This is a genomic window from Pseudomonas caspiana, from assembly GCF_040224095.2.
Lineage (GTDB): Bacteria > Pseudomonadota > Gammaproteobacteria > Pseudomonadales > Pseudomonadaceae > Aquipseudomonas > Aquipseudomonas caspiana.
The window spans coordinates 3821704-3838801 of record NZ_CP167995.1; the positions used below are offsets into that span (position 1 = coordinate 3821704).

16 protein-coding genes and 1 pseudogene are annotated in these 17098 nt (G+C 58.4%); 8 read left to right on the top strand and 9 right to left on the bottom strand.

The features are described from left to right. Positions 1 to 8 precede the first annotated feature (8 nt). The 7 genes from ABRP31_RS17495 to rutR all read right to left on the bottom strand — a co-directional run bounded on the left by ABRP31_RS17495 (position 9) and on the right by rutR (position 8598). On the bottom strand, positions 9 to 1907 hold the full coding sequence (locus ABRP31_RS17495) for a methyl-accepting chemotaxis protein (protein WP_349969497.1): 1899 nt from the start codon (positions 1905 to 1907) through the stop codon (positions 9 to 11). A gap of 228 nt (positions 1908 to 2135) precedes the next feature. Next, entirely contained in the window at positions 2136 to 2627 is a 492-nt protein-coding gene (locus ABRP31_RS17500) for a GAF domain-containing protein (protein WP_238599520.1), read from the bottom strand. A 129-nt stretch (positions 2628 to 2756) separates the two neighbouring features. Then, positions 2757 to 3695: an ABC transporter permease gene (locus tag ABRP31_RS17505; RefSeq protein WP_087265167.1), complete on the bottom strand. Its 939-nt coding sequence runs from the start codon at positions 3693 to 3695 to the stop codon at positions 2757 to 2759. Continuing rightward, positions 3695 to 4816 (bottom strand): ABC transporter permease, encoded by a 1122-nt coding sequence (locus tag ABRP31_RS17510; protein WP_349969498.1) that lies wholly within the window; start codon positions 4814 to 4816, stop codon positions 3695 to 3697. Before ABRP31_RS17510 ends, ABRP31_RS17505 begins: the two co-directional genes overlap by 1 nt. Further along, a complete protein-coding gene (locus ABRP31_RS17515; RefSeq protein ID WP_349969499.1) occupies positions 4809 to 6323 on the bottom strand; it encodes an ABC transporter ATP-binding protein in 1515 nt (504 codons plus the stop codon). Before ABRP31_RS17515 ends, ABRP31_RS17510 begins: the two co-directional genes overlap by 8 nt. Then, positions 6320 to 7411, bottom strand: coding sequence for a BMP family ABC transporter substrate-binding protein (locus ABRP31_RS17520; protein ID WP_144443233.1), 1092 nt, complete (start codon positions 7409 to 7411; stop codon positions 6320 to 6322). Before ABRP31_RS17520 ends, ABRP31_RS17515 begins: the two co-directional genes overlap by 4 nt. A gap of 428 nt (positions 7412 to 7839) precedes the next feature. After that, positions 7840 to 8598 carry an HTH-type transcriptional regulator RutR gene (rutR, locus tag ABRP31_RS17525; protein WP_087265170.1) on the bottom strand — a complete coding sequence of 253 codons (759 nt, stop codon included), beginning with the start codon at positions 8596 to 8598 and terminating at the stop codon, positions 7840 to 7842. 405 nt (positions 8599 to 9003) lie between these two features. Between rutR and rutA the strand changes: the two genes are divergently transcribed. The 5 genes from rutA (at position 9004) to rutF (ending at position 12761) form a co-directional block, all read left to right on the top strand. Beyond that, positions 9004 to 10086, top strand: coding sequence for a pyrimidine utilization protein A (gene rutA, locus ABRP31_RS17530; RefSeq protein ID WP_349969500.1), 1083 nt, complete (start codon positions 9004 to 9006; stop codon positions 10084 to 10086). Further along, positions 10086 to 10826 carry a pyrimidine utilization protein B gene (rutB, locus tag ABRP31_RS17535; RefSeq protein WP_349969501.1) on the top strand — a complete coding sequence of 247 codons (741 nt, stop codon included), beginning with the start codon at positions 10086 to 10088 and terminating at the stop codon, positions 10824 to 10826. Before rutA ends, rutB begins: the two co-directional genes overlap by 1 nt. A 9-nt stretch (positions 10827 to 10835) precedes the next feature. Further along, positions 10836 to 11219 (top strand): pyrimidine utilization protein C, encoded by a 384-nt coding sequence (gene rutC / locus ABRP31_RS17540; protein ID WP_027898842.1) that lies wholly within the window; start codon positions 10836 to 10838, stop codon positions 11217 to 11219. Between the two features lie 221 nt (positions 11220 to 11440). Further along, a complete protein-coding gene (gene rutD, locus ABRP31_RS17545; protein WP_349969502.1) occupies positions 11441 to 12220 on the top strand; it encodes a pyrimidine utilization protein D in 780 nt (259 codons plus the stop codon). Between the two features lie 13 nt (positions 12221 to 12233). Then, positions 12234 to 12761 (top strand): NADH-dependent FMN reductase RutF, encoded by a 528-nt coding sequence (gene rutF, locus ABRP31_RS17550; protein WP_087265174.1) that lies wholly within the window; start codon positions 12234 to 12236, stop codon positions 12759 to 12761. 134 nt (positions 12762 to 12895) lie between these two features. On the opposite strand, the gene ABRP31_RS17555 is transcribed toward rutF, so the two are convergent. Further along, entirely contained in the window at positions 12896 to 13249 is a 354-nt protein-coding gene (locus tag ABRP31_RS17555; protein ID WP_087265175.1) for a hypothetical protein, read from the bottom strand. A gap of 222 nt (positions 13250 to 13471) precedes the next feature. Here ABRP31_RS17555 and ABRP31_RS17560 point away from each other — a divergent pair, with 222 nt between their 5' ends. After that, positions 13472 to 14164, top strand: a complete 693-nt coding sequence (locus ABRP31_RS17560) for a hypothetical protein (protein WP_087265176.1) — start codon at positions 13472 to 13474, stop codon at positions 14162 to 14164. A 147-nt stretch (positions 14165 to 14311) separates the two neighbouring features. Here the strand turns inward: ABRP31_RS17560 and ABRP31_RS17565 are convergent, their stop codons facing one another. Beyond that, positions 14312 to 14821: a ferritin-like domain-containing protein gene (locus tag ABRP31_RS17565; protein ID WP_027898837.1), complete on the bottom strand. Its 510-nt coding sequence runs from the start codon at positions 14819 to 14821 to the stop codon at positions 14312 to 14314. Between the two features lie 466 nt (positions 14822 to 15287). On the opposite strand from ABRP31_RS17565, the pseudogene ABRP31_RS17570 reads away from it, so the two are divergent. Both ABRP31_RS17570 and ABRP31_RS17575 read left to right on the top strand, forming a co-directional pair. Beyond that, positions 15288 to 16220 (top strand): annotated as a pseudogene (locus ABRP31_RS17570) (cache domain-containing protein); the annotation flags it as partial. Between the two features lie 129 nt (positions 16221 to 16349). Beyond that, positions 16350 to 17078 (top strand): methyl-accepting chemotaxis protein, encoded by a 729-nt coding sequence (locus tag ABRP31_RS17575; protein ID WP_372489447.1) that lies wholly within the window; start codon positions 16350 to 16352, stop codon positions 17076 to 17078. Positions 17079 to 17098 lie beyond the last annotated feature (20 nt).

Genomic DNA, 17098 nt, shown 5'->3' on the forward strand with positions numbered 1-17098 from the left:
GTTTGCCGTTAAAGCCGGAACTTGCCCACCATGCTCTGCAGATGCACACCCAAGCGCGCCAACTCAACGCTGGACGCTGCCGTTTCTTCGCTGGCCGCAGAGGTCTGTTCGGAGATATCCCGGACATTGAGCACGCTGCGGTTGATCTCATCGGCGACGGCGCTTTGCTGTTCAGCCGCTGCCGCGATCTGCTGATTCATCGACTCGATGGACGACACAGAACGCGTGATGCTGACTAGCGATGTTGCGGCGCGCTGAGTCAGCTCAACGCTGCTGTCGGTCAACGAACGGCTGTTTTCCAGAATCGTCGCGACGCGCTGAGTGCCGGTATGCAGGCCGCTAATCAGGCCTTCGATCTCCTCGGTGGAGGTCTGGGTACGTTGCGCCAGGCTACGGACTTCATCGGCCACCACCGCAAAACCACGTCCGGCCTCACCGGCACGTGCCGCTTCAATGGCAGCGTTGAGGGCCAGCAGGTTGGTTTGCTGTGCCACCGACTTGATCACGTCGAGCACGCTGCCGATCTTGTCGCTTTCGCTTTGCAGATCGTTCATGGCGACCGTGGAGTGGCTCACTTCTTCAGCCAGTCGACCGATCTGCTGCATGGCCTGGGTGACCACTTCATCGCCCTGCTTCGCTTCGCGGCTGGCGTTGATCGCGGCTTCAGACGCTTCTTCGGCGTTACGAGCGACTTCCTGCACAGTGGCGGTCATTTCGTTCATGGCCGTAGCCACTTGATCAGTCTCCACCTTCTGGCTGTTGACGCCAGCGCTGGTCTGCTCGGTGACCGCCGACAGCTGCTCGGCAGCGCTGGCGATCTGCACTACGCCGTCACGGATCCCGCCAATCAGGTCACGCAGCCCAACCGTCATGCGCTGCATACTGGTTTGCAGTTGGCCCAATTCATCTTTACGCGTCACCACCATGTCGTGACTAAGATCACCGTTTGCCACGAGCTCGGCATTGCGCAGCGTTTCCATCAACGGCGCGACGATCAGACGAGTGATCACCCAGGCAGCCAGAATGCCGAACAACAGCGCGGCAATCGTCGCCCCGGCCAGCATCATGTTGGCGTCGTGAACATCGTCGTTACGCAGGACAATCTGGTTGGCAGTCATCTTCTTGCTGGCGTCCAGCAAGCGGGTCACGTCGTCCGTCAGCGCAATCTGCGCCTGATTGGCTTTGGCCAGGCTGTCGCTGAACTGACCGATTGCCGCACGGAACGCCACCAGAGACTGATCAATGCCTTGAGCCACTTGAGGTGAAACCTGATTGAGGTTTTTCAGGTTATTGCGCGCCGCTTCAACAGCAGCGAGCGCAGGCGGGAGGTATTCAGGTTTAGCACTGTAAGTGTAAGTCTGGGCTTGTGAGCGTGCCTGCTGAATGAGGCGCTGTTGCGCGGTCATGACACGAGCCTGAGACTCAGTTTCACCCGCTTGATCCTGGATCTTCTCCAGTTCGGCAATCATCGTGTCGACCTGAGCGCCGATTGTGTTGCGTGCCGCTTCACGGTTTTGGGTCGCCTGAACAAACTCATTGAAGTGAGTTTTGTAAATGGTCACGGCATCACTGACTTCGCCAATCAGGCCAAGGCTGGCGCCGGTGACGAAAAGAGTTTTCATCCCGCGTGTCTGAGTCTCCAGCTTGCCAAGGCTGCTGGTGACCAACGCGGCACGCTCAGCGTCGGGGCTAAGCATGTAAGACAGACGGGCAATACGCAGATCGCGAGCCTGCTCGTTGAGCGTCGCAATGGATGCGACTTTGTCACCGCGCTCAGCCAACGACTGCAAACCGGACCAGCCAGTAAAAGCGATCAGACACGTAAGGATCAACACCAGAGCGAAGCCCAGTGAGAGTTTTGCTTTGACACTGATATTCGCCAGAGTCGTGTTAATCGCTGTAAGCATAGAACCGTCCGAAAGTAGTTGAGTGTGTGAGGGCGGCCTTGCTCTCTTACCCGCGCGTCCGTTTTGCGCGACATCAAAATGACATCACCCTATCAGAAACGTTTCAGCTTCAAGAAAAAAAGCACCAAAGCACAAAGGCCGGTTAGCTGACGCTACCGGCCCAGAGGCTTGTTTTGTGGGGAATGCAGGTGTGATGCGGGAATTGCAGGACAGTATTTCAGATTATTTCTAGGCCGCAGCAGCAACCCGCGTCTGCAGATCGAGCGTTACGCCGATCAAGCGCGCAAAGATCTCCAGAGTGTGGATCAGATCCGGATCATCCAGCCTGGCGGGCAACGGATCAAGGGCGCACAACGTGCCGAAAAATGCGCCGTCAGCCAGGATGATCGGCAGCGACACATAGCTTTCGAAGCCATATTGCTTGGGCACAGGATGGTTGACGAAGCGCGGGTCTTCACTGACTTTGGAAATCACAACGGCGGCGTGGTGCTGACGAATTTCCTTGCAGATGGTCGCCTCGACGTCCAGCTCATCGCCAGGGCCGACCCCAAACTGGATTTCGTCATGGACAGCGCAGGCAATCCAGCGCTGATCGGTGACCCGGGCAATGGCCGCAAAGCGCAGGGATGTCAGGCGCGTCATCAGACGCAAAATGTTGGAAGTCGCCTCAACCTCGGCGATCGCAGCGACTTCTGCATCAGTCAATTGGATGGCTGTCACGTTTGTCTACTCGTATGTTTCGGATTCCCGAGATGCTGTGAGCACCGTCACAAACCACCGGGTGGTTGCGCATCGTACGTTGGCAGTCCCCTGCCGGGCAACTGCCTGCGTTGCCGCACCCTCAGCGCCTTAGCGTCGCTCCTCACGAATGAACGCTTCGCCCAGCGCGCCGGGTTGATTACCTGAACCTGTCGAAGCACCGTTCCTGGCCATCGCCACCCAGATCATAACCAGCAACGTCACCGCATACGGCGTCATCAGCACGAAGTATTGCGGCAAGCGAATTCCGGTGGACGCCAGTTGTGGAATAAGCGCCTCAATGCAGCCGAACAGAATCGCACCGGCCAGCGCCCGCCATGGCGACCAGCGAGCAAAAATCACCAGCGACACCGCGATCCAGCCGCGTCCGCCGGTCATGTCCGCGATCCACATTTTGGTGCTGAGCACCGAGATGTAGCCGCCTGCCAGACCGATCAGCGCGGCACCTGCCAGAATGGCAGCCAGTCGATAACCCAGTACCGAAATACCCGCCGCATCCGCCGCTTGAGGATTTTCGCCAACGGCTCGCAAGCGCAAGCCCGTATGACTGCGATAAAGAAACCAGACTACGCCGAGAAAAATCAGCGGCGTCAGATAAACCAGCGGGTTTTGTACAAAGATTTTTCCGATCAGCGGCAACTCGGAAAGCGGCCAAAGAGCGACGGCGGCGAGCCCGGTCACCGGTTGATTGGTCCATTCCAACAAGGTGCCAAGCAATCCGGTCAGCCCTTGGCAGAAAAACACCAGTGCGAGCCCCGCGATGACTTGATTGATACGCATCACCAGCACCATCAGCGCAAACAGCAGCGACACCACACTGGCGGCCAGCATCGCCATGATCAGCGAGATCATCGGCGTGCTGAAGCTCAGTTGTGCACCAATCGCCGCCAGCGCACCGACCAGCATCAAGCCTTCGGCACCCAGCGCAAGAACTCCGGCACGCTCGGTCAGAATCAGGCCAAGAGCAGCCAAGGCAAATGGCACGGCAAAGTCCGGGGAATTGCCCAGCCAGTTGGCAATCATGTCCATCACTGCTCTCCCCTTTGAATCAGTCGCATGCGATGACGAATGAAAAAGTCCGACGAGGCGACACAGATCACCAGAATCGCCTGGATCAGTTGCACCATGGAAAACGGGATCTGGTAGAAAACCTGCAAACTGCGACCGGCGACGAACAGCAGCGCGACCAGCAACGCAACGATGGTGGCCGCCACAGGGTTGTTGCGCGCCAGGAAGGCAATCAGGATTCCGGAAAATCCGTAACCCTGATAGAACGATTGGGTCAGACGACCTTCCTGCCCGGCGGTGACGATAAATCCGGCAATCCCGGCCAAAGCCCCGGAAAGCAACACCGTGCCGATGATCATCTTGCGTACCGGCACGCCCACAGCATCGGCAACTCGCGGATTGGCATCCACGAAACGCAGGTACAGACCCGCTCGGGAAATGCCGACAAACCACAGTGCGAACAAGGTCACGAGGATCGCCAGGATGATTGCTGCGTTATAGCCATCAAGCAGATCCGGCAAGCGCTCGAAACTGCGGAATGCCGGAGAGTATGGAAAGTTGTCGCGGGGGTCTTTCCAACTGCCGTAGAGCAGATGCAGGAGGAAGTTGGCGGCAATGTAGTTAAGCATCAGGGTCGAGATGATTTCGTTGACCTTGAGACGTAACTTGAGCAACACCGGGGCGATAGTCCACAGCACGCCGCAAACCACCGCCGCTGCCAGCATTAACGGCAGACGGATCGACGGCGGGCCGACTTCGAACAGGGAGATCGCCGTGGCCCCGATCCCGCCCCAGATCATCTGGCCTTCCAGGCCCAGGTTCCAGAATCGCGCCCGAAACGCCATGCACCCGGCCAGCCCCACCAGAATCATCGGCGCGGCCTGGAACAGCACCGCTTTGAAGTTCTGCGGGTCCATCACGGTCAGCACGACAAACTCATTGAGCAGCTCTTCAGCCGGAACACCGGCGCCGACCAGAATCGCCGCCGAAACCGCCAGACCGACCACCAAGGCCAGAGCAATTACCAGCGCCTGCCAGTACCAGGCCAGTTGCTGACGAATTTCCAGGGCATAGCGGCGGGAAAGCAGGGGCTGACGTCGTGCAGGCTTATGGGTCGGGGATTGCAGTGTGACTTCAGTCATGACTCACCATGGCTTTGCCTATCGCCTGACGATCCGCCGGGCGTTCGAATTCTGCGACGATCCGGCCGCTGTTCATGACCCCGATGCGATCAGCGAGCATCAGCACCTCATCAAGGTCTTCGCTGATCACCAACACCGCAGCTCCCGCATCGCGCGCGGCCCGCAAACGACCGTGCACCGCAGCAGTAGCTTTGGCATCCAGACCACGACTGGGGCTGTGCACCAGCACCAGTTGCGGATCGCGGCTGAATTCCCGGGCGATCACCAGTTTCTGCGCGTTACCACCGGACAGCAGCGCGGCTTTTTGCTGCAAGGAGCGAACGCCCTGCACGTCGAAAGCGCTGATAGCGGCCGTAGCGTCCTCATCCATCCGCTTGCTGCGCAGGTGTAAAAAAGAACCGTAACGACCGCTGTGAATCTGCCCGATAGCAAAGTTCTCGGCCACGGACAGTGAACCGGCTAACGCTGCGCCATAACGGTCGGCAGGAATCGACGCGATGCGCAGTTCCCGGCGCTGCTCGGCAGATGCGCCGCACAAATCGCCGAAACCCTGCAGCAGCATTTCGCCTTCTACCGCTTGAGGCAGGCCCATCAAGGCATTGGCCAATTCACTCTGGCCGTTACCGCCTACCCCGGCGATGCCGTAAATCTGCCCGGCATGCAGGGTCATGTCGACACCAGCGAGCGGGCCCTGACCCGGTGCAGAACGCAGATTGCGCACCACCAGTTTCGCCTCGCCCGCCGCAGCCTGCGGATGTTCTGTATTTGCCTGAGACTCGCCCACCGTCAAACGCACCAGTTGCTCAACCGATACGCTTTGCGGATCCAGAGTTTCCACCGTCCGCCCGCCACGCATCACCGTCACCCGGTCGGCATAGCGTTTAACGTCGGACATTTTGTGTGTCACCAGAATCACCGCCGCACCTTGCCGAGCGAAAGACTGCACGGTCGCCAGCAAGCGTTCGGCTTCCTGATCGGTGAGTACGGCGGTGGGCTCGTCGAGAATCAGGATCCGCGCACCGGCCAGCAGCACCTTGAGAATCTCGACCCGTTGCTGTTCGGCAATCGACAGGTTTTCGATGGTCTGGCGCGGATCAATGGCAAAGCCAAGTTCCTGAGCCTTGCCGCTGATCTGCTGCTCAAGTGCTCTCAAGCGCTTGCTGTAGCTGCCCTGCCCCACAGAATCAGGCAAGCCCAGCAGAATGTTCTGGGCAACGGTGAACGGTCGCACCAGCTTGAAATGCTGGTGGACCATACCGATGTGGTAACGGCTCGCGTCCTTGGGGCCGCTGAGCCGTACCGGGTTGTCATCGATCAACAGCGACCCGCTCTCCGGCGCATACAAACCGGCGGCGATGTTCATCAGCGATGATTTACCCGCGCCGTTTTCGCCGAGCAACGCATGCACTTCCCCCCATTTGCCAGTGAAGTGCGCGTCAGTCAGGGCCTTGAAGCCATCGAATGATTTGCTGATACCGGTGAGCTGGATCGCGGTCGCCTGGCTCATTGCTGCGAAGCCACGCCTTTGACGAACCAGTCCATTTTCCACAAGTCGGCATCTGGCATGTTCGTGCCCGCCGCTATCCGCTCCTTGCCATCCCGATCACTCATCGGGCCGCTGTAAATGATCTTCTGACCCTTCATCAATTGCTCGCGAGCGGCCTCGATCTTTTGTTTGTTCTCGGCAGAAATATGATCGCCAGCCGTCAGCGTAATGTCTGTGCCACCTTGCTCCATGGACAGCAGTGCGCCTTTGGGGTCGGGCACCCAGTTACCGGCGATGACTTTCTTCAACTCAGGGGCAAGAAAGCGATCCCAGACCCAGGCCGAAGAACACACGGTGGCCTTGGGCGCAAACTCACTCAAGTCACGGTGATAACCGGTGCCCAGCACGCCGCGCTCCTGCGCAACGATTTGTGGCGTCGGGCTGTCCACGTGCTGGCCGATCACATCCGCGCCGTTATCGATCAAGGCCATGGCGGCCGCGCGCTCTTTGACCGGATCGTTCCACGCGCCGGTGTAAATCACGTTGACCGTGGCATTGGGGTTGATCTGCTGCGCACCCAGCGCGAAGGCATTGACTGTCCAGTTGACCTGGCCAAAGGGGTTGGCAGCGACGAAACCCAGTTTGCCGGTCTTCGATGCCGCGCCAGCCACCATGCCGCACAGGTACTGACTTTCGTAAGTACGACCGTAGAAGGATTCCAGATTGGGCGCATTGGTTGTGCCCGAACCGTTGAGGAAAGCGATCTTCGGGTACTTCTTCGCCAGGTCGAGAAAAGTATCGGAGTAGCCGAAGGCGGTACCAATGATGACATTCGCGCCTCGAGCGATCAGTCGATCAACCACCGGAGTGATTGCAGCGGCGTTCTCCGGAACGCTTTCCACGTACTGGATTTTGGTGCCCAGCTCTTTCTCCAGCTTGACCCGCGACTCATCGAACGCCTGAGTCCAGCCACCGTCATTGCGTGGACTGATATAAACCATGGCGATCTTCGCCGGCTTCTCCAGGGTCAGGCCCTCTGCCGAAGCGCCGTGCGCCAGACCCAGCAATATTGCCGCACCCAAAGTTTGCTTAAGAAATCTGTTGAGCATTGTTGATCATCCTGATGGTAGGCCAGCAGCGGGATAAAGCTCGCCCGATCAGAACCCCCGATCGAACAGCTGCTCAGGAGATAGCAGTAACTGTGCCATTCCATGAATAGCTATAGGTTTCAGTCGCTTAGCGTTTTAAGCAGGCAAAAACAGATCAAATGGTCCGAAGCAGAGCACTTGGTTTGGGCGGGGCAAGCACGAAAAGCGGGCATGGGGGTTGAGATGGGTCAAAGAGATGGGCTTGAAAAAGATTGCTGACCCGACACAATCGCGGGCATGAGCGGTGCCGCGTCGTCCGTACGCCGCGCCGTCGCGACGCACACACAGGATCTGTAGGAGCGCACGAGCACCGCGAGGCCGCGATCGCGGTGCATCAGGCAGGACGCCATCGCTGCCTCGCGGCGCTCGTCAAAACCCAAATAAGACAGTTAACGCGGCCTGATGCCATTGAGGACTAGCGCCTGCAGGTTTTCCAGCGTGTGCGCAAAGAACACCGGATCATCAAGCGTCTTGCCGGTCACCGCATTGATCTGGCTGGCAAAGTCCGCGTAGTGCTGAGTGGTTGCCCACAGCGAAAAGATCAGGTGATGTGGTTCAACCGGTGCCAGTTTGCCCGCCTCGATCCAGCCCTGGATCACCGAGACTTTGGCCTCGACGATATCGCGCAGTGGCTGCTCCAGTTCAGCCAGCATCAACGGCGCGCCCTGAATAATCTCCAGACAAAACAGGCGCGACTCGGCGGGATGGTCACGGGACAACTCCAGCTTGACCCGGATGTACTCGCTGATCGCCTCAATCGGGTCCTGCTCTGCACTGAACCCGCGCAACGGTTTGAGCCAGACATCCAGTAACTGGCGCAGCACACTGGTGTACAACTCTTCTTTACTGGCGAAGTAATAAAGCAGATTGGTCTTGGAGACATCGGCCATGCTCGCCACCTGGTCCAGGCTGGTGCCATGCAGGCCGAAGCGCGAGAAGATTTCCAGCGCGGCTTCCAGAATCGCGGCACGCTTGCCTTCTACCAGACGCATCCGCCGCTTGACCGTCGACGCACTGGCCTCGCGCGTGGCTTTGCCTTTTCCTTTAGCCACAGGCTTGGCTTTAGCCTTGACCGCAGGTGCCTTGGGTTTCACCACACGGCTACGTTTGACGGGTTTGGACGGCGCCACTGGAGGTTCTTTGTTCACATTTACGACCGCATCAACATTGAAGACCGGGGCACTTTACCTTGGCAGATGGGGGCTGGGTAAAGCACTCATGCAGAAAACACGAAACCTGTAGGAGCGCACGAGCACCGCGAGGCCGCGATAGCGTTTTGTCTGATGCTCGTGCGCTCCTACAGCTCGGTGTTAACTGCGAGACAGCGCGGCACAATCAAATCCAGGCCCATGCCCTGTCTGCGTGCACCACGCACAAACCAAGTGCTCTAATCCAGACCAAATGGTCTGAAACTTATTCCACTATTCAATCAACCCTTTGTTTTAAAAAGACAATCTAAAACTGGCCTGCTTCATGCAAAACAGCTTGTGTAGCGTGCTGCCGGACTTCTCCGGGTGCACCGTTCATTGCCACCGCATGCAAGAGGCCTTCACATGGATATTGGAATCTTCATCCCTATCGGTAACAACGGCTGGCTGATTTCCAGCAACGCGCCGCAGTACATGCCGACGTTCGAACTGAACAAGACAATCGTGCAGAAGGCAGAGCATTACGGCTTCGAATTTGCCCTGTCGATGATCAAGTTGCGCGGGTTCGGTGGCAAGACCGAGTTCTGGGAACACAACATGGAGTCCTTCACGTTGATGGCGGGTCTGGCCGCTGTCACCAGCCGCATCCATCTGTTCGCTACTGTTGCGACCCTGACTATTCCGCCAGCGATCGTGGCGCGCATGGCCTCGACTATCGACTCGATTTCCAACGGGCGGTTTGGTGTAAATCTGGTGACGGGCTGGCAGAAGCCGGAATACGAGCAGATGGGCATGTGGCCGGGGGATGATTTCTTCTCGACGCGCTATGAATACCTGGCCGAATACGCCCAGGTATTGCGGGACCTGTGGAGCACCGGGCACAGCGATCTCAAAGGCAAATACTTCACCATGAATGACTGCCGCGTCAGCCCTAAACCTCAGGCCGATATGAAAATCATCTGCGCAGGCCAGAGCGAAGCAGGCATGGCGTTTTCCTCGCAATACGCTGACTACAACTTCTGCTTCGGCAAGGGCGTGAATACCCCGATGGCCTACGCGCCGACCGCTGCCAAGCTGATTGAGGCCAACGAAAAAACCGGCCGCAACGTCACTTCCTGCCCGCTGTTCATGATCATCGCCGATGACACCGATGAAGCCGCCCGCGCCCGCTGGGAGCACATCAAGGCTGGGGCCGACGAGGAAGCCATCGCCTGGCTCAGCGATAAAGGCTCAGCCGACAAGAGCCCCGGCTCGAATATGCGGCAGATGGCCGACCCGACTTCGGCAGTGAACATCAACATGGGCACGCTGGTGGGTTCCTGGGCCTCGGTAGCCCGCATGCTTGATGAAGTGGCCAGCGTACCCGGCACCCAGGGCGTGATGCTGACCTTCGATGACTTCGTCAAAGGAGTGGAAGATTTCGGGCAGAAGATTCAGCCACTGATGACCAGTCGCCAACACATCAATCTGCTCAAGGAATCTGCCTGATGAATGCACTTGCCACCGTATCGGGTTATCTGCCAATCCACTCCGACGAGCCCGCCCGTCAACTCCCGGCCAGCCCGGAACCGCTGAGCATGAAAGCCTGCGAAACGGCCTTGATCGTGATCGACATGCAGAACGCCTACTCAACACTGGGCGGCTATCTGGACCTCGCGGGATTTGATGTGAGCAGTACCGGCCCGGTAATCGCCAGCATTCAGAAAGCATTGGTCACGGCGCGCGCCGCAGGCATGCCAGTGATTTTCTTCCAGAACGGCTGGGACCCGGACTACGTCGAAGCTGGCGGACCGGGTTCGCCCAACTGGCATAAATCCAATGCCCTGAAAACCATGCGCAAACGCCCCGAGCTGCAAGGTCAACTGTTGGCCAAAGGCGGCTGGGACTACCAATTGGTGGACGAACTGCAGCCGCAGCCGGGCGACATCGTATTGCCGAAAACCCGTTACAGCGGCTTCTTCAACACCAACTTCGACAGCGTGCTGCGCAGCCGTGGCATTCGCAATCTGGTGTTCACCGGCATCGCCACCAACGTCTGCGTCGAGTCGACCCTGCGCGACGGATTCTTCCTCGAATACTTCGGCGTGGTGCTGGCCGATGCCACCCATCAGGCGGGTCCGGCATTTGCGCAGCAGGCGGCGCTGTTCAACATCGAAACGTTTTTCGGCTGGGTGTCCAGCGTTGAAGATTTCTGCAGCACTTTCACTCCAAAAACGTCCACTCTCTGAGGAAAACCCATGACCAAGAAAGCGATCATCCCAGCTGGCACTACCAAGCCCATCGCCCCGTTCGTTCCGGGTTCCATGGCCGACGGCGTGCTGTATGTGTCCGGCACCCTGCCCTTCGACAAAGACAACAACGTCGTGCATGTGGGCGACGCAACCGCGCAGACCCGCCACGTACTGGAAACCATCAAGAGCGTGATTGAAACCGCAGGCGGCACGATGGACGACGTTACGTTCAACATGATCATGATCAAGGACTGGGCCGACTACGCGAAGGTCAACGAGGTCTACGCCGAATACTTTGCGGGAGAAAAACCAGCGCGTTACTGCATCCAGTGCGGCCTGGTGAAACCCGAAGCCCTGATCGAAATCGCCAGCATCGCTCACATCGGCTGATCTCACAGGATAGAAGCTGCGCTGCATTGGATCTGTAGGAACGCACGAACACCGCGAGGCCGCGAGGCCGCGATGGCGGTGTGTCAGACAAGACGCCATCGCGGCCTCGCGGTGCTCGTGCGCTCCTACAGGTGCAAGGTTTGACAAGCGGCAGCGCGGTGTCAGGGACAGAGCCCCACCCACAATAAGCAGGCGCTTGAGCACCTGTAATGGAGTCTTGCATGCACTACGAAATCCTCGGCGGCCGGGCCGCCGATGCGCCAACGCTGGTACTGAGTTCAGGCCTGGGCGGTTCGGCCAGATTCTGGGCACCGCAACTGCCGGTCCTGGGCGAAAACTATCGGGTGGTGGTTTACGATCAGGCCGGTACCGGCCGCAGCCCGGCGACCCTTGCCGAGGATTATTCGATTGCGAGCATGGCCAGCGAATTACTGGCGCTGCTCGACAGTATTGAAGTGCAGCACTGTCACTTCATGGGCCATGCGCTGGGTGGACTGGTAGGCCTTGAGCTGGCTCTGCAACGCCCGCAACTGTTGCAAAGCATGATTCTGATCAACGCCTGGAGCAGCCCGAATCCGCACAGCGAACGCTGCTTCGCGGTGCGCAAGAATCTATTGCGCGACAGCGGTCCGGCAGCTTACGTCCAGGCTCAAGCGTTGTTTCTGTACCCCGCCGACTGGATCGCCGGGCACAGCGCGCAACTGGCCGAAGATGAAGCCCACGCGCTGGCGCACTTTCCCGAGACCAACAACCTGCTGCGCCGGATTGCCGCGTTGCAGGCATTCGATATCGAAGATCAGTTACACAAGATCACCACGCCGACCCTGCTGCTCGCCAACCGCGATGACATGTTAGTGCCATGGCAGCGCTCGCAACATCTGGCGAGCAAGCTTTCGGCGGGACAATTAACGCTACTCGACTATGGCGGCCATGCATCCAGCGTCAGCGATGGCGAACCCTTCAATCGCGTCATTCTCGATTACCTGGCCAGCCAGGCCTGAGCGGAGAAAAACCATGCAAGCATCCGAACTTCTCGCCGTCGCCCAGACGTTGCTGCCGATCCCGCAACAGGACTACCGCAACGCCATGGCCGGTCTGGCTGCGGCGGTCAACGTGATCACCACCGACGGTCCGCACGGGCGCTGCGGATTCACCGCGACCGCCGTGTGCAGCGTCACTGACACACCGCCGACCTTGCTGGTCTGCCTGAATCGTTCAGCGTCAGTGCATGCAGCGCTGACGGCCAACGCGACCCTGTGCGTCAACACCCTGACCTGCGAGCAACGGGACTTGTCCAATCTGTTTGGCGGCAAGACGCCAATGGCTGAGCGTTTTGCCGCCGCGCGATGGGAATCCTGGGTCACCGGCTCGCCGGTGCTGGAAGGTGCCGCTGCGTCGTTTGATTGCCGGGTCAGCCAGACCGTCAGCGTCGGTACTCATGACATTCTGTTCTGCGAGGTTTTAGCGCTGAGCAGGCAGCAGGATGCCGCGGCACTGGTTTATTTTGACCGGGGGTATCACGGTTTGAGCGCTGCGGGGTGACAGCTATCTTTACCCGCCGCACAACCGGTAGGAGGCAACTTGTTGGCGAGGCTTTTTGCCCTGTGTTAACTCGACTAACGCCTCGCCAACAAGTTGCCTCCTACCAGTAACGTGTTTCATCTGAAAAAGTTGCGTCACTCAACCCGCTTGATCGATACCACTTCAAAATACTTGTACTTCTCTTTCGCTGCCGCCTTGCGGGCTTCCTGCTCGGCGTCGAAGGTGCTCAGGGTTTTGGCTTCGTGGACAAACAGCGTCTCGTCGCCTTCAAACTCTTTGGTTACCCGCAACGTCACCACCAAGGCTGGCGACAAGCGTTTGGCTTTCGGGCGCGGCGCAGGCGGCTCTTTTTTGGCCACCGGAGCAGGCGCTGGCGTCGGAACCGGCTCGGGTTTTGGCTCAGGCTCCACGGGCGCGGGTGTAGCTGGTGAAGGAACATCAAGACCCAGCGCTCTGCGCATATCGTCTTCGGTCAACCCTGTGCTCATGTGCCGCTTTCTCTGTTGGTCAGTGATTCAAGGGCGCGATGATCAACAGGCGCAAGGGAAAAAACAAGTGCGGTATTGTACGGTTTTGCTATTACTCGCCTGAAACGCCCGGAATAGACCGATCCGGTATTGGTCCGTGACAACAGCGCTTGTGTCCACTAGATTATGCGCCCCGAAAGGCCAGTGACTTTTCGCGCCTCAAACCTGAAATAGTGAAATTCAATGCTTGATTCCCAGACAACTGAATCCGTGACTTCCGCCAAGCTCGAATACGAAAACGCCATCGGTCTTTCACAGCACGTGCCTCAAGCCAAGACCATCAGCGAGATGGTGCTTGATGCGTTCCAGACTGCCAAGGAAAGTGACGAAATCCGTCAACTGCGTGCCGCGATCCGTACCGCCCAGGACAGTTACGACGATGACAAGGCTTACGAACTGATGGGCGAACTCAAGCGCCTGAAGGACGCCGAAGCGGCCGACAGTCTGGCACTGGCCGACCTGAGCACGCAGTTCCCGATCAGCCGGATCCTGTCCAGCTACAAAGACGATCCAGCCTTTCAGGAACTGGTTTACAGCCTCGCGCTCAAGGTACTGAACCAGACTCATCAGGCGATCAGCAATCCGAGCACCGGTAAAAGCAAAACGGCCCGCGCCAAGAAAGAAGCCGAGGTCTATACCATCAGCAAGGACGGCCAAAGTGTCAGCCTGCCTTTGCGTACGCCTCGCTCCAACCTGAATGTCGACCGTGAAGCCTTTGAATTCCTCGGCTTCACGTTTGTAGGCGAAGGCGATGAAGCCACCCTGCAGAGCGAGACATTCACCGATAACGAAGGCAACGAATTGCCGGTCAACCGCAAGAACGTCGTCACTGCGCTGCAGCAGGGTAAGGCGTTTGAGGGTTACAGCATCGCTTGAATTTGTTTCACAGCACACTGGACTGTAGGAGCTCACGAGCAACGCGAGGCAGCGATAGCGGTCTGCCTGACACACCGCATCGCGGCCGTCGTAACCTCCGTGCGCTCCTACAGAATTACCACATCAGCCGAAGCTCTCAGGCAGAACCTACGACGCTATAGTCGCCGCCTGATTCCCACCTTGCTCGGCAATCGCCGACAGTTTTTCATCCGCAGACTTTTCCTCTGTCAGCGTCTCGCCCAACAGCTTGGCGGCATCTTTCATGCCCAGCTGTTTCGCCATGGCGATCAACGTGCCGTAAGCCGCGATTTCGTAATGCTCGACCTTCTGGCAGGCGCCAATCAATGCCGCATCCAGCACCTCGCCCTTCTCGATCTCCTCAAGCAATTCTTTGCTTTCCTCAACCAGCCCTTCCATGGCTGCGCATTTCATGCGTTTAAGCTTGAGTTCGCCCTGCTCCACCAACTGATCGATACGCTCAATCTGCCCGTAGGTCTCCTCAAGGTGCGCCTCAAAGGCTTCCTTGAGCAGTGGGTTGGTTGACGCTCGCGCCAGACGGGGCAAAGCCTTGGTGATCTGTTTCTCTGCGCTGTAAACGTCGGACAGCTCATGAATGAACAAGTCTGCAACGGTCGTTCTGGTGTTTGTCTTGGCCATGCGGCACCTCGTAGATCGGTTATGGATCGTCTTGGATTCCTGGGACGTAAACCGCTGCGAAAACACCTGAATGACGCAACCGTCAGTTAGGTGGAGTGGCCCCTGATGGCAGACGTTCAGAGCATCGCAGGCTAATGCCGACGAAATGCGCCGATCAATTACCGACATATCATCTGAAGACCTTCAAGAACCGGTTTGCCAAGCCGATAGCCGATTACCACAACAATAAATTCGCCACACTACTGCGTGCCTGCCAAAACTAACCCGGGCTATACCCGGGACGTGAGCCAGAACTGCAATCGGAGCATGGATGAACATCAAACAGAAATTGACGTGGGCATTCGCGGTGATCGCGTCTTTGCCAATCATCGTCGTGGCCAGCATCGTCATCATCAACCTGCGCAGCGATGCGACTGATGGCTTCTCCGACAGTAGCGGTCGCGAAATACGGCAGGTCGCCAATGCAATGCAGCTGTTTTTCGAAAGCATTGGCCAGAACGCAGACTACCTGGCCCTTAACCCACTGGTCACCGGGGCCGGGGACAGTATCAAAAGCTACATGAGCGCCGATGCGCCAAACCTTCCTGAATCCGATGCACACAAAACACTGTTCCAGTTTTTTGAAGGCATAGGCAAAAGCCATCCCGCTTACTCCTACGTATCGTACGGTCTGGCCAATGGCAGCTATGCAATCTGGCCCGCCGACGCAAAGCTGGCCAATTACGACCCACGTCAGCGCCCGTGGTACAAAACCGCCATGGCCAACCCTGGCAAAACCGTACGCACCGACGCCTACTACTGGGCCAACGATGACGCAGTGCTGGTCAGCACAGTCCGCACGGTCGCCAACACGGTGGGCAACCCCGGGGGCGTGGTCGCGATTGACGTCTCCCTCAAGCAACTGACGACTATCGTCAAGCAGATCAAGCTGGGTGAAAGCGGCTACCTGATGCTGCTGGAAAACAACGGCACCATTCTGGTCGACCCGCGTAAACCCGAGCACAACTTCAAGAAAATCGGCGAGTTGGGCGACGGTTACGCGCAACTGGCCAAGGCTGGCAGCGGCCTGACAGAAGTGACACTGGATGGCGAACGGTATATGGCCAACGTGTTTCCTTCCGAGCAATTGGGCTGGAGCTTCATCGGTCTGATCAAGCAGGAAGAAGTCATGGGTTCGGCCACCCGCCTGACCTGGCTGATCGCTATTATCGCCGCCGTGTTGGCGGTCATTTTTGCTTTAGTCGGGGCCAGCTTTGCGTCGCTCATCGTGCGGCCGATCCGCAGCGTAGCCAGCGGTCTGGAAGGTATCGCCCAGGGTGAAGGCGACCTGACCCATAACCTGGACGTGCGCGGCAACGATGAAACCGCCCAGCTCGCTAACTGGTTCAACAAATTCCTCGCGGCAATCCGCAGCCTGATTCAGCACATCGGTCTGGCGGCGAACAAGATTCTCGACACCTCCACCAGCTCGACTCAGGTGTCGAACAACATGGCCGACGCCGCCGGACGTCAGCGTGAAGCGGTGGACATGGTGTCTACCGCGTTCCACGAGATGGTCGCTACCGCCAACGAAGTCGCCCGCTCGTGCAGTCAGGCCGCCGAGTCGGCAGACAACGGTCAGCGTCAGGCCCGTGAAGGCCAGCGCCAGATCGACGATGCGGTCAGCAGCGTTGATCAGTTGAGCTCGGAATTGTCCCAGTCCGCCACCGCCATGGTGCAACTGGAAAAAGACAGCAACGCGATTCAGTCAATCCTCGACACGATCCGCTCCATTGCTGAACAGACCAACCTGCTGGCCCTCAACGCAGCCATCGAGGCGGCGCGTGCCGGTGAGCAAGGTCGTGGGTTTGCGGTGGTGGCCGATGAGGTCAGGGCCTTGGCCAAACGGACTGCCGACTCAACCGCCGAGATCGACAACCTGCTCGGCACCCTCGCCCGCCGCACGTCGTCGGTAACGCAACAGATGAACGCCAGCCTCGCTGTATCGCAGCAATCGGTGGAGAAAATCGGTCAGGCGCGCAGCAGCTTCGGGCAGATCCGTGAGTCGGTGGACGTGATCCGCGACATGAATACCCAGATCGCGACCGCCGCCGAAGAGCAACATCACGTGGCGGAAGACATCAACCGGCACATCAGCCAGATCCATGGCGATGCGCAGTTGGTGGCCGAACTAGCCGAATCAGCCCGTGCCGACTCGCGCAGTCTGGCAGCGCTGTCCACCGAACTGGACGGCCTGGTCAAGCGTTTCCGGACTTGATTGATAGCGGCGGGTCGAGC

Bases quoted from the DNA above. Each gene is read 5' to 3' on its own strand.
- ABRP31_RS17495 (WP_349969497.1), bottom strand. From the start codon at position 1,907: ATGCTTACAGCGATTAACACGACTCTGGCGAATATCAGTGTCAAAGCA.
- ABRP31_RS17505 (WP_087265167.1), bottom strand. From the start codon at position 3,695: ATGGACATGATTGCCAACTGGCTGGGCAATTCCCCGGACTTTGCCGTG.
- ABRP31_RS17510 (WP_349969498.1), bottom strand. From the start codon at position 4,816: ATGACTGAAGTCACACTGCAATCCCCGACCCATAAGCCTGCACGACGT.
- ABRP31_RS17515 (WP_349969499.1), bottom strand. From the start codon at position 6,323: ATGAGCCAGGCGACCGCGATCCAGCTCACCGGTATCAGCAAATCATTC.
- ABRP31_RS17520 (WP_144443233.1), bottom strand. From the start codon at position 7,411: ATGCTCAACAGATTTCTTAAGCAAACTTTGGGTGCGGCAATATTGCTG.
- rutA (WP_349969500.1), top strand. From the start codon at position 9,004: ATGGATATTGGAATCTTCATCCCTATCGGTAACAACGGCTGGCTGATT.
- rutB (WP_349969501.1), top strand. From the start codon at position 10,086: ATGAATGCACTTGCCACCGTATCGGGTTATCTGCCAATCCACTCCGAC.
- rutC (WP_027898842.1), top strand. From the start codon at position 10,836: ATGACCAAGAAAGCGATCATCCCAGCTGGCACTACCAAGCCCATCGCC.
- rutD (WP_349969502.1), top strand. From the start codon at position 11,441: ATGCACTACGAAATCCTCGGCGGCCGGGCCGCCGATGCGCCAACGCTG.
- rutF (WP_087265174.1), top strand. From the start codon at position 12,234: ATGCAAGCATCCGAACTTCTCGCCGTCGCCCAGACGTTGCTGCCGATC.
- ABRP31_RS17555 (WP_087265175.1), bottom strand. From the start codon at position 13,249: ATGAGCACAGGGTTGACCGAAGACGATATGCGCAGAGCGCTGGGTCTT.
- ABRP31_RS17560 (WP_087265176.1), top strand. From the start codon at position 13,472: ATGCTTGATTCCCAGACAACTGAATCCGTGACTTCCGCCAAGCTCGAA.
- ABRP31_RS17565 (WP_027898837.1), bottom strand. From the start codon at position 14,821: ATGGCCAAGACAAACACCAGAACGACCGTTGCAGACTTGTTCATTCAT.
- ABRP31_RS17575 (WP_372489447.1), top strand. From the start codon at position 16,350: ATGGTGTCTACCGCGTTCCACGAGATGGTCGCTACCGCCAACGAAGTC.